This is a genomic window from Clostridium sp. AF50-3 (assembly GCF_003477445.1).
GTDB classification, from domain to species: domain Bacteria; phylum Bacillota; class Clostridia; order Lachnospirales; family Lachnospiraceae; genus Otoolea; species Otoolea fessa.
Genome location: NZ_QUDH01000021.1, coordinates 20322 through 32474, shown reverse-complemented (window position 1 = coordinate 32474; position 12153 = coordinate 20322). Strand labels below are relative to the sequence as shown.

The following is a 12153-nucleotide window of genomic DNA, read 5'->3' as shown; positions in this document are numbered from 1 at the left end:
CCGGAATCTTTTTGTGAGCCGCATTCTATATACGCCCGCCTAAAATCCCGCGCACCGCATCCAGCAGCGTATCTGCATACGCGTCATAACCGCCCGCCGGACAGCTTCCGTCCTCTTTTATAAGTCCAGCCGCCCTATCTTCCGCGTGTTCTTTTGCCCCATAGCCGGTTCCGACAAGGACTCCGGTCACGCCAAAGTTTTTTCCTGCCTGCGCGTCGATGCGCTTGTCCCCGATCATATAGGAATGCACCTTATCAATGCCCTCCGGCAGATCCCGCTCTGCCATCTCAAACATTCCCGTCTCCGGCTTGCGGCAATGGCATTTTTTCTTATAAATCCCGATCCCATGCTCCGGGTGGTGCGGGCAATAGTAGAACGCATCTACGTGTGCTCCGTCACGCTCCAGCACCTCATTCATATAATCATGAAGGATTTTTACATCCGCCTCGGTATAGTAACCTCTCGCCACGCCCGCCTGGTTGGTAATGACGATCACCTTATATCCGGCCTCGTTCAGGAGACGGACTGCCTCTGCGGTACCGTCAATCAGCTTCAAATCTTCTTTTCGGTGAAGATAATTGACCTCCACGTTCATCGTGCCATCACGGTCGAGGAATACTACTTTACAGCTATTTTTACACATGGAATGTATACTCCTTATCCGGCATCTGCACCTGAATATCGCGGTAGTCCCAGCGGTCCTCATCGCAGATCCAGCTCTGAGCGCCGCGCAGTTCGAAATTCCAATCCATCAGCTGTCCGCCTGCCGCTTCCAGACGGCGCGCCACCTGATGTTTAACGTTGTATGGGCAGTACACAAGAAGGAAGCCGCCGCCGCCAGCACCTAAAAGCTTTCCGCCGAGGGCGCCCGCTTTTTTCGCCTCGTCATAGAGCATATCAATCTGCGGATTTGTGATCTTGCTGCTCATCCGCTTCTTGCTCTCCCAGCCGTAATCCAGGAGGCGGCCAAAATTGTGGAGATTTCCCTTTAAAAGCTCGTCCTTCATCGCATAGGAAAGCGCCTTTACCTCGCACATCGCCTGAAATGCGTCTGGTTTCTTATAGTTGCTTACCTGATCCTTGATAATATTCGCGGATACATGGATATTGCCCGTGTAGCATAACAACAGGTTATACTGCAGCTCATTGATAATATCGCGGCGGATGCGGAGCGGGTTTACCACGACGTTGTTGCGTCCGTGAAATTCGATAAAGTTAAAGCCACCGAAGGTCGCCGCATACTGATCCTGATAACCGCCGGAAATTCCCAGATCGATCCGCTCCACGCCGTAAGCCAGATCCGCCATCGCATAATTATCCATCGTAATTCCTTTCCAGCGCGCCATCGCGGTCAGAAGACTTACCATGACAGTCGAGGAGGTTCCAAGTCCCGAACCAGCCGGAGCATCACACTGTAAATAAACCTCGCATCCCTGCTTGATATCCATCGCCCGCAGCGCTGCCGTGACAAGATCCAGCCGTCCATCGCAGACGTAATTTTCCTTCGCATTGTACTTGACTGTCATATCAAAATCCAGGGAATGAACCGTGATCTGGTCATCATTCCTCGGATGATCGAACAATATGCATATTTATTGATAGTACTTCCGATAATGGCACCGCCCTGTTCTACACAGAATGGTTCTACATCCGTACCGCCGCCGCCAAAGCTCACGCGCAGCGGCGCTCTTCCTCTGATTACCATGTAATGTCTCCTTTTCTTACGTCCTCCTGAAACCGGAAATAATCCTCCGGCACACCAATATCAATAAAATAGCCGTCATTTACGATGCCGCCGAGACGTCTTCCCTCCTGCATCCACCTGGGAATGCACTCATTTTCCAGCGAAACTTTTCCCTCCGGAATCTCATCCAGCAGCGCCCGCTTCATCAGGTACACACCGCCGTTGATCGTGCCCGCCCCAGTATTGCCATTTTTCTCATTAAAAGCGGTCAGCAGCCCGTCGGTCAGGCGCGCCGCCCCATAGCGGGAAATATCCGGCACACCGCGCAGAACCAGCGCCATCTCCAGATTTTTTTCCTGCTGAATCCGGCTTAAATCGCCGAAATCCATCTGATAAAATGTATCGCCATTCAGGACAAAAAACTGCTCGTCCGTCACATAATTCCCGGCATTCTTGATCGCGCCCGCCGTGCCGAGCAGCTCTTCCTCATACGCATACCGCGCCCGGATGCCAAACTGCGATCCGTCTCCAAAATATTCTTCCACCATGCCGCCCTTATAACCGACGGCAAAAATAACATCGTCAATTCCGCTTTTTTTCAGCCCCTGAAGCACATACTCCAGAAACGGCTTACCCGCAACCAGCGCCATCGGTTTCGGACGGTCGCTTACCACACTGCGAAGCCGCGTCCCCAATCCGCCAGCCAGAATGATTGCCTGCATACTGTATTTCCTTTCTGTCTGTTATTTCCAACTCAATTTTTACTGTTTTGTAACTGTTCAGTTCCTTCACAGTTACGAAAGATCCATTTTTTACTCTTGTCAATCTGTCAAATGCTATTAAGTCCAGTTTAACTTATATATCTTACCACATTTCCCTAGTGATTTCCACTAAATAGGACGGTTTTATGCTGTTACCACTTTCCCATCGGATCCGCAGCGTTTCCTTGCGGAAATCGCAACAATTTGTTGATTTTTTGGCATAATGCGACAGATTTTTTTATTTGGCAGGCACTCTGTTCCGTGCTACAATCTTAGTTATAAATTGGGATTTGGAGGAAATGCTTATGGCTCGTGATATGACAAAAGGGAATATAACCGGACACCTGATCGCCTACGCGGTTCCGCTGGTGTTCGGCAACCTCTTCCAGCAGCTCTACCACACGGTCGATTCGGTAGTCGTCGGACAGTTTTACGGAAAAGAGGCGCTGGCGGCAGTCGGTGCGGCGGGTCCGATCATGAATATTCTGACCTTTCTGATTGTCGGGCTGTCGCTCGGCGCATCAATTCTGATGGCAAGCTATTTTGGTGCGAAAGACTATCAGGATTTAAAGGATGAATTTGCGACCTCGGTGCTCTCCGGGCTGCTTTTAACCATTGTCCTCTCCGGTATTTCACTGGCAGGAAGCCGCCTGTTTATCCGCCTTACCCAGACACCGGAAGAGATATCGGCACCGGCGTCCTTGTATTTGCAGATTATCTCACTGGGTCTTATTTTTACCTTTTTTTACAATATTTTCTCCGCCGCCCTGCGCGCAATCGGAGATTCCAGAGCGCCGCTCTATGTCCTGATCCTGACGACCGTTGTCAATGTATTCCTGGATGTATTCCTGGTTGGCATCTGCCGCCTCGGTGTTTCCGGTGCGGCAATCGCTACGATCATCTCGCAAGCGGTCTCTGCGCTCGCCCTCTTCGTCTATATCTGGGCGAAAGTGCCCCTCTTACGCCTCGGCATCCGGGATCTGAAACTGAAAACCTCGATGCTCAAAAAAACGATAGATTTCAGCTCCATTTCCGCCGTCCAGCAGACGATTCTCTACGTCGGCCGCCTGCTCGTCCAGTCCGGCGTCAATGCACTCGGCGTCGATGCAGTTGCCGCTTTTAATGCCGTCTCCATCATCGACAGCTATGTGCTCGCCCCGGGCGACAGCCTTGCAGCATCTATCACGACGTTCTCCGCACAGAACCTCGGCGCGAAAGAGTATGACCGGATTCCGAAAGGGCTTCGGAAAATGCTGGTGATTGCAGAAATTTATATTATTTTGACAGCGGTGGTCGTGCTGTTCTGCCGTCACCCGCTGCTCGGTATTTTCTTAAAACCAAACGAAACGGAAGCGCTGCGTCAGGGCATGTCCTATCTGGCGCCGATGGCTGGTTTTTACTTCATCAGTGGTATCACCAATACCTTTCAGGGATATTACCGGGGAATCGGGCACCTGATGATCACCCTGTTCGCGACTCTGGTGCAGATTCCGATCCGCGTTGTGATCAGTTATGCGCTGTTTGGACGGCTGGGAATTCAGGCTGTAGCGATTGGTACGACGATTGGATGGGCTTGTATGGTGGTATTTGAGCTTTTGATGTATCGGAGGTATGGACGGGTGGAAGCGCTGCGGAAGAACGATCGGTAATATAGAGTGCTCTACCCGGTAGTACAGGAAAGAGCCTGCAGCATGCCGGCGTAGCTGGCTCTTTCCTTCCTTGGATAACTTTAAATTATCCTTACGCAAGAAAACGATCAGAAGCACATTCCCCCTGATCGTTTTCTTTTATATATAATTTTCTATCTTTTACTATTTTTTATTCAAAATCTTCCTTAATCACATCCCAAGCCGCATCAATACTGAAATGCTCGCGGATATAAACCTGCGTTTTCTCTGCCAGGTCTTCCAGGCGTTTTTCGTCTTTGTAGAGTTCTACGACTGTCTCGGCAAATTCGTCCGGCTGATCCTTGACGAGGAGAACTTTTTCTACATCCGGGATTCCCTCGCTGCCGACGGAGGTGGTGACGATGGGGGCACCGTTATAGATAGCTTCTACCACCTTGCCCTTAACCCCTGCGCCGTAGCGGAGCGGTACCACTACAATCCGGCAGTTCCGGTACAGGTCTGCCAGTTCTTCTTCACTTACAAAGCCTTTGACGATGATGCCATTTCCAGGCTGTTCCAGCGCTTTGATCTCGTCGGTCACTTTGGAACCGACGATGTAGAAGTTGACCTTGATCTGTTCCCGGATCTTCGGGAATACTTCTTTCGCGAACCAGAGCACCGCGTCTGCGTTCGGCGGATGCGCAAAGCCGCCGACAAACAGAAGTCCTTCCCGTTTGGCGAAGTCTTTGTTCAGATTCTGTAAAAACTCCTCATAGACATATGCCGTGATCGCCTTGACCGGAATCGTCTCATCAACGGCGTGGATCGCCTCTTCCTCAACGTAGGACGGATAGTAGGACACCGCCACTTTGTGGAAGAGTGAAAACTCGATCGATTTCCAATATTCGGATTCCTGACGCTTCTTCACATCGCCGGTCAGCTCATACTCGCGGAACTCACGCATAAAATGAAGGTCGTGACCGTAATAAATCATCTTGATATCCGTGTGTTCTTTGATAAAATCCACATATTTTGTCGCGATATGCGGACGGTTCAGATATGCCACGTGGATATCTTTTCCATTTTTCACCAGCCAGTCCCAGATACCGGTCAGGTATTCCTGTCCGTAGAGGACCTCGATTCCCATCTGCTGCAGCGTAGACGTATACGGTTCCTCATGGAGGTAATTATCTCCGATAAATTTAACAACATACCCCTTTTTCAGGAACATTTTCAGGTACTGGAACGTTGTCTTGGAACCGGCGTCTTTGTCAAAGGTCGGCACATAGTGATCGATCACGACAATGATCTTTTTGCCCATGCTGCGCTCGCGTGCGCGGAATGGATTCGGATTGCCGTTGTTGACGCACTGATTCTTGAACTCTTCTTTCCATTTTTCTTTGAGTTTCTCGCTGTTTTCCACCTGATACCGTTTCAGACCGGTTCCGTTGACATCCGTTCCGTTCGAAATGCCTTCGAAATGGATGACCTTGGATTTTGGCTGGTAAACGACGCGGTAGCCCGCTTTCCGCACCTCAAATGCCAGATCCGAATCTTCGCAGTACGCCGGGGCAAACCGCTCGTCGAAACCGCCGATCTGCTTCCAGAGTGCGGTGGATAAAAGGATCGCTGCGCCGGAAATATAGTCTACATCCTTGACGTAGTTATATTCTGCCTTGTCCGGATCGTCGAGGCGGCCGTAATTCCAGCCGGAACCATCGCTCCAGATGATGCCGCCTGCCTCCTGTAAACGTCCATCCGGATATACCAGCTTAGATCCTACCATACCGATGGTGGAGTCAGATTCAATGAGATTTACCAGGGAGCTGAGCCAGCCTTCTGTTACCTGGGTATCGTTGTTTAAAAACATCACATATTTGCCGCGCGCCGCCTTCGCCGCCTGGTTGCAGTTGCGCAAGAATCCCTGATTGGTCTGATTGCGGCAGATCACCAGGTTATCGGCAAACTCCGCCAGATGCTCGGTGGCATCGGTTGAAACGTCATCTGCGATGATAACCTCATAACTCACATCCTTCGTATGCTCCAGAATCGACTGCAGGCACAGATAGGTATAGTGAATCTGGTTGTATACCGGAATTACGATGGAAACCGTCGGATTTTCTTCCTTCGGAAGGTGGATTTTTCCGTAGGTCAGATACTCCTCACCGATCTCAAAATCACCTTTGATAAGGTTCTTTCCTTCCTCTGTGGTGTACATCTTCATCATTTTACCCGGATGGAGAATCGTCCGTTTCCAGTAGCCGAGCTTCTTGCGGCGTACCGTGCCCTTTGGATAGCACCGGTTAAATGCCTGTCCGAGCTTGCGGCGCACCTTGAAAATGACCGCCTCATGACCATTTAAGTAGGTCAGCGTCTTGCCAAGCTCTGCATTTTCATGGCGCAGATCAGAAATGATAACGTCCAGATTCGCCACGTGGTTATTCGTCAGGCGCTGTACCTCCTGCACTTTGCGGAGTGCCGTATCTTTTTCCGAATTTTCTGCCCGGAGCGCATCCAGACGTTCGTTTGCCCTTGCAAGTTCTCCGTCCACATGGGAAAGATCGGCTAATGTCTTCGTCTTTACCATGTAATCTTCCTGGTAAGTGCGCTGGTTTTCCCCGTGCACGTACTCCTGGAAGCCGCGTTCCATCGCCTCGTAAAGCGAAAGCAGCTTCTCATCCGCCTTCACATACTCCGGGAACTGTCCGATAAATTCCCGCTCGGCCTGACCGCCCAACAGACTCTTATAACGGCGGTAGAAATAAACCAGTGTCCTGTATTTCACAAAACCAGCCGGAACCGGGAATAAGAAGACCCACTCATAGTCGATCGCATAAGTTCCGTCCGCCGTCACCAGCATATTTTCAAAAAGGGCGTCAATGTTGGAGGCGCTGCAGCTCTCGTCCGCAAGAACTGCCCCTAAAGAAGCCCATCCGCCGCCATTTTCTGTCTCTTTATCCCGATAGGAATCCAGCTCGCCCAGCGCATTAAATACCTTGATAAATTCCGGTGTCACCGCAAATGGTTTGCGTTCCTCCGGGCGGATGCTGTAGATCTCATCCATCGCAGCCCGGATCGCGGAAACCTCCGCATCCGCGCCCTGGGCAGTCAGAATTTCTCCCAGAAGTTCCGCCCGCGTTTTTCCCTCTAAATACGGAAATACCGCTGTCATTCCCTCGTCCTGAAGCTCCGGTTTTGCCAGTTTCAGGGACGGATTCTGACGGTCAAGCACCTGATATTTTTCTTCGAAGGACTGGATGTGCGCCTTTCCCTCCGGATAGAGCGCCGTCTTCCAGACCTCGCGGGTTCCATTCTTTTCACGGATCTCTGTCCGGATCTGGAAGCGGTCTTCGCGGGTGCGGTTGTATTTCACATAGATAACGTCCTGTGAAGCATTCTCAGCTTCCGGCGCAGCCTGTCTCTGCCAAAAAACCAGAAATGCATTCGCAAATTCCGGGAACCGTCCGTCTTCGCAGGCTGCATCGAGCGCCGCCCCCATATCCATCAGCATATACTGCGGACAGTCATAGACCGGTAACACACCGGTCAGATCGCCTTTTTTCGGCAGATAGGCATCTGAAAAAATCTCTCCCGCCGTCCGGTAATCCGGCATCGGATAGTAAAATTCCCCGCCCGGAAGCAGCTGCTTCATTTCGTTCCAGGAAAGTGCGCCCGTCTCCCGCTCTGCGCCTGCCATGTATTTCACGCCAAACCAGTTGGAAGCCGCCGCAATCAAGGTTCCATGAGCAGAAAGAAGCTGTTTTGCGGCTGTCATCTGTGCCGCGCGTCCCGCTTTATCTGCCGCCGTCAACCCCCCGATCAGCATTACATATCCATATGTCCCGCCACGCTTTTCCGCTTTCATCGCATACGTCTCCACATCCGCACAGACATAGCGGATCTTCGCCGCCAGCTCGGGCTCTGTCTGGAAGCGGCGGCGTACTACCTCCAGATTTTCTTCGGAAGCATCCAGCACCGTTACCGACGATAAACGCCTGGCAAGCAGCCCTGTCAGCGCGCCCGCGTCCGCCCCGATCTGCAGCGCCTGCTGTTCCGGGTCAAATTGGCACCAGTCCAACAGGTTTTCCCGCAAATCTGCCAGTGCGTACAGATAGGAAAGCTTCTTATTTTCCCGCAGCGCCTGGCGCCGGTCACTGCCGTATTTATCAAACAGAGCAATCAGCTCCTGATTGATTTTTTTCATCTTATTTCTCCTTTTATCATGCCTGCAGATCTTCCTGTGCCGCCTCATCCGCACTAAGCGACTCCGCCTGCTTCGCTGCCTCTCCGGCCGGCGATAACCTGACCGCTACATCCGGCTCCATGTCGTAGACACCGACCGTGTTCTTATTAGAAATAACGGTAATATTTGCCACATCGTAGAGACGGTGGTACACCACGTGCTCGCCGCCTTCAAATCCGGTACAGCTCATGGACAGCAGGTATTCGCCGCCCTGCAGAGTCATCTTCTGCGTAAACGCGACATCGTAAATATCGCCCTCCTTGACCGGATGGACATCCGTTCCCTCAAACAGGGTGTTCGTGCCGGTCAGGTCGGTTCCTTTCTTATCCTTGATCGTATAAGTAAAGATCGGTGCCTGAATCGGTGCATTGAAACGGATGCGCTCGCGGATGGTAAACTCTTCGCCTTTTAAGAGCAGGTTAGTGATATTGCCGCGCGCGTCCACCAGTCCCAGATCGAAGATCTGCGCCCTTCCGTCGCCGTACTCCTCGCGGTTTGCGTTGATCGTCAGCTTGTCGCGCATTAAGCCCGGCTTTTTCGCCGTTTCTCCGTTCAAAGCAGCCGGATTTCCGGTGCCGTCCGATGCTGAAGCGACTCCATTTTCTGCGGTGCCATCCACTGCCCCGGAGCCGTTTATATTTCCGGCATCGTTATTTCCAGCCTCATTTCCAGATGCACCATTCTCCGCACTTCCGGCTCCTGCTTTCTCCGCTTTTACTACCTTGTCCCCGGAAAAATCGTTCATCACTTCCAGCTCGGCGCGCAGCGCGTCCATCTGTCCTGCCAGAATCTTTTTGTAGAGATCGACCATCTTGCCCGCCGAACCCTGTGCGATAAATTCTCCCTTATTGAGCAGCACTACCTTATCGCAGTATTTGATGATACTTCCCATATCATGGGTTACCATGATGATCGTCGTGCCGTTTTTGCGGATCTCCTCCATGCGGCGGTAGCACTTGGACTGGAAAAAGACATCCCCGACCGAGAGCGCCTCATCAACGATCAGGATCTCCGGCTCGACGTTGATCGCAAGCGCAAATGCCAGACGCACGAACATACCGCTCGAGTACGTCTTGACCGGCTGATAGACGAAATCGCCAATCTCGGCAAAATCGAGAATCTCCGGCAGCTTTGCATCCATCTCTTTTTTGGTATATCCCATCATAGTACCGTTCATATAGATATTTTCGATACCGGTGTAGTCCTGGTTAAATCCGGCTCCCAGCTCCAGCAGCGCCGAAATTTTGCCGCGCACCGTCACCTCGCCGGTCGTCGGCGTGAGAACGCCGGTAATGATCTTAAGGATCGTCGATTTACCCGAACCATTCGTACCGATGATGCCGACCGTCTGACCTTTTTCAACCGTAAAGGAAAGATCGCTCAACGCGTAGAAATCCTTGTGGTATTCTTTATGGCTGACGCTCAGCGATTCTTTCAGCCGGTCGATCGGTTTATCATACAGCCTGTATATCTTGGTCACATTTTTCACTTCGACCGCGTACTTCTCTGCGTTCTCCGCCTCTTGTGCCCCTGTGTTTGTTGTATTTTCAGCAGACATATATCTTTTTCGTTCCTCCTGTTCCACTATTCTCGTAGTATAGCATGTTTTCTATGTTTCTTGCAATTCCTGTACGCAGAAAAACACACCTCTTTCTATGTACTCACGAAAAACATTCGTATTTTTTTGTGAAATGTTTTGTATTTTCTTGACAATATCCAGATGCTATGCAAAAATCATGGCAAAGGAGGATGATTCTATGGATTTTTTAACAATGACAATTCGAAAACAAAAAAATATTGCACTCATCGCACACGACAATAAAAAACGTGAACTCATCGACTGGTGTGAGGCGAACAAAGAGATCCTCAAAAAACATTTCTTATGCGGAACCGGCACAACCGCCCGCATGATTACGGAATATACCGGGCTTCCGGTCAAGGGCTATAACAGCGGTCCTCTGGGCGGCGACCAGCAGATCGGTGCAAAAGTCGTCGAGGGACAGGTTGATTTTATCATCTTCTTCTCCGATCCCCTGACCGCCCAGCCGCACGATCCGGATGTCAAGGCGCTTCTTCGAATCGCCCAGGTTTACGATATCCCGATCGCCAACAATAAAGCGACTGCCGATTTTATGATTACCTCGCCGCTGATGGATGAGGAGTATGAGCATGACATCATCAACTTCCATCAGAATATTAAAGAGCGGGCCAAGAAGCTGTAAAAAAACACATTCTCCCTTGTATTTATTTCCATTCTTCGGTACAATGGTCGTTACCGTTTATGAGAATACATACAAGGGAGATTTTTTATGTTACAGAAATTTTTTAAATACATTTTCCAAAGCATGGCGGGCATGCTGGGAATTTCCGTCTACATCCTCGCAGACACCTATTTTATCTCGGTCTACTCCGGTGCAGATGGTCTGGCGGTCTTAAATCTGATTTTACCGGTTTACGGACTGATCTATGCGATTGGAGCAATGATCGGGATCGGATCGGCGACCCGTTATGCGATCGACCGTGCGCAGGGCAAAAACGCCAGCTTCTATTTTCTCTCCGCCGTAACCTGGGATATTCTCATCAGCATTCCGCTGGTGCTGGCAGGCATTTTCATCCCGGATAAAATCTTGCAGCTTCTCGGCGCAGACGCGGGGCTGACCGCGCTCGGAAAGCAGTATCTCCGCATTATTCTGGCTGCCTCGCCTTTTTTTATGTCCAACTACGCATTCACGGCGTTTGCGCGCAATGACAGCGCTCCGGCGATCGCGATGCTCGGCTCCATCGCCGGAAGTATGTTCAACATCGTGTTTGACTACATCTTCATGTTTCCGGCAGGTCTGGGACTGACCGGCGCGGCGTTAGCGACGGCATTCTGCCCGCTTGTGACGATGAGCATCTGCGGCACGCACTACCTGGGAAAACACAATCAGGTCGGATTCCGTTTTCGCGCTCCATCCCTGCGCCACCTGATCGCCTGCTGCCAGCTCGGCGTATCCGCCTTTGTCGGCGAAATATCCTCCGCCGTGATCGCGATCGTCTTTAATTTCCTGCTTCTGGACTCGCCGGAAATATCGGTGTCGCCGCTTACGGCGTCACTGCCAATCTCTCCGTCGTTGCCATGTGCCTGTTCAACGGACTCGCGCAGGGCACGCAGCCGCTCATCAGCGAAAGCTACGGAAAAGGCGATCACACGCAGAGCCGCCAGTTCCTGACCTGGGGCGTCATCGCCTGCCTGATCGTGGAAGCGATCATTCTGGTGCTGACCTGGAGCATGACCGATCCACTGATCCAGATCTTCAACCAGGAGCAGAACGCCGAACTTCTGCATTACGCCCACAGCGGGCTCCGGCTGTATTTCCTGGGCTTTCTCTTTGCTGGCATCAACATCCTGCTGGTTGCCTATTTTTCCGCCGTCGCGCAGCCAAAACCAGCCATCGCCGGTTCTCTGCTGCGCGGGGCCGTCGCTATCATCCCCTGCGCTGTCACACTGGCGCGCCTGTTTGGGCTGAACGGTGTCTGGCTGTCTTTCCTGGCGTCGGAAATGATCACTTTCTTCGCTATTTTGCTGCTGGCAAGGTTGGAACATACTTCCAAAGAATCACATAATTTTAAAAAAAATTAATTTTTTTCAAAAAATATTTGATATTTTATACCATGCGTAGTATATTGACGAAAAATCGAACACACCAAAACCGTTGAAGCGGAGATCAAAGCAGCATATGCGCGCACAGAGAGTCCGGGAGGCTGAGAACCGGGTCGAGATGCAGGCTGCCAAATGGACCGCTGAGGGCGCAGCCAAAAGCTGGATATATTTTCAGCCTAGTACTCTGCGACGTAGGGCATACGTTAGTTGCCGGA

The 12153-nt window shown here is 51.3% G+C and carries 7 protein-coding genes and 2 pseudogenes; 4 read left to right on the top strand and 5 right to left on the bottom strand.

The features are described 5' to 3' along the window. Nucleotides 1-25: 25 nt before the first annotated feature. The 3 genes and pseudogenes from DW085_RS16720 to DW085_RS16710 all read right to left on the bottom strand — a co-directional run bounded on the left by DW085_RS16720 (nt 26) and on the right by DW085_RS16710 (nt 2406). Nucleotides 26-643 (bottom strand): HAD family hydrolase, encoded by a 618-nt coding sequence (locus DW085_RS16720; RefSeq protein WP_118493870.1) that lies wholly within the window; start codon nt 641-643, stop codon nt 26-28. Continuing rightward, nucleotides 636-1705: pseudogene (locus DW085_RS16715) on the bottom strand (GHMP kinase). Before DW085_RS16715 ends, DW085_RS16720 begins: the two are co-directional and overlap by 8 nt. Then, nucleotides 1699-2406 (bottom strand): nucleotidyltransferase family protein, encoded by a 708-nt coding sequence (locus tag DW085_RS16710; RefSeq protein ID WP_117796298.1) that lies wholly within the window; start codon nt 2404-2406, stop codon nt 1699-1701. The pseudogene DW085_RS16715 and the gene DW085_RS16710 overlap by 7 nt, the downstream one beginning before the upstream one ends. A gap of 344 nt (nt 2407-2750) precedes the next feature. Here DW085_RS16710 and DW085_RS16705 point away from each other — a divergent pair, with 344 nt between their 5' ends. Further along, on the top strand, nt 2751-4094 hold the full coding sequence (locus tag DW085_RS16705) for an MATE family efflux transporter (protein WP_118493867.1): 1344 nt from the start codon (nt 2751-2753) through the stop codon (nt 4092-4094). A gap of 169 nt (nt 4095-4263) precedes the next feature. On the opposite strand, the gene DW085_RS16700 is transcribed toward DW085_RS16705, so the two are convergent. Next, a complete protein-coding gene (locus tag DW085_RS16700; protein WP_117796862.1) occupies nt 4264-8256 on the bottom strand; it encodes a glycosyltransferase in 3993 nt (1330 codons plus the stop codon). A gap of 16 nt (nt 8257-8272) precedes the next feature. Further along, entirely contained in the window at nt 8273-9853 is a 1581-nt protein-coding gene (locus tag DW085_RS16695; RefSeq protein WP_117796861.1) for an ABC transporter ATP-binding protein, read from the bottom strand. A gap of 199 nt (nt 9854-10052) precedes the next feature. Here DW085_RS16695 and DW085_RS16690 point away from each other — a divergent pair, with 199 nt between their 5' ends. From DW085_RS16690 to DW085_RS20705, 3 genes and pseudogenes are all read left to right on the top strand, one after another. Then, nucleotides 10053-10517, top strand: coding sequence for a methylglyoxal synthase (locus DW085_RS16690; RefSeq protein ID WP_117796860.1), 465 nt, complete (start codon nt 10053-10055; stop codon nt 10515-10517). Between the two features lie 87 nt (nt 10518-10604). Continuing rightward, nucleotides 10605-11054, top strand: a pseudogene (locus tag DW085_RS20710) (MATE family efflux transporter); the annotation flags it as partial. A 311-nt stretch (nt 11055-11365) separates the two neighbouring features. Beyond that, the gene (locus DW085_RS20705; RefSeq protein WP_347475132.1) at nt 11366-11917 is read left to right on the top strand and encodes an MATE family efflux transporter; all 552 of its coding nucleotides are present in this window, start codon (nt 11366-11368) and stop codon (nt 11915-11917) included. Nucleotides 11918-12153 lie beyond the last annotated feature (236 nt).

Coding starts and splice junctions, on each gene's coding strand:
- DW085_RS16720 (WP_118493870.1), bottom strand. CDS start 643: ATGTGTAAAAATAGCTGTAAAGTAGTATTCCTCGACCGTGATGGCACG.
- DW085_RS16710 (WP_117796298.1), bottom strand. CDS start 2,406: ATGCAGGCAATCATTCTGGCTGGCGGATTGGGGACGCGGCTTCGCAGT.
- DW085_RS16705 (WP_118493867.1), top strand. CDS start 2,751: ATGGCTCGTGATATGACAAAAGGGAATATAACCGGACACCTGATCGCC.
- DW085_RS16700 (WP_117796862.1), bottom strand. CDS start 8,256: ATGAAAAAAATCAATCAGGAGCTGATTGCTCTGTTTGATAAATACGGC.
- DW085_RS16695 (WP_117796861.1), bottom strand. CDS start 9,853: ATGTCTGCTGAAAATACAACAAACACAGGGGCACAAGAGGCGGAGAAC.
- DW085_RS16690 (WP_117796860.1), top strand. CDS start 10,053: ATGGATTTTTTAACAATGACAATTCGAAAACAAAAAAATATTGCACTC.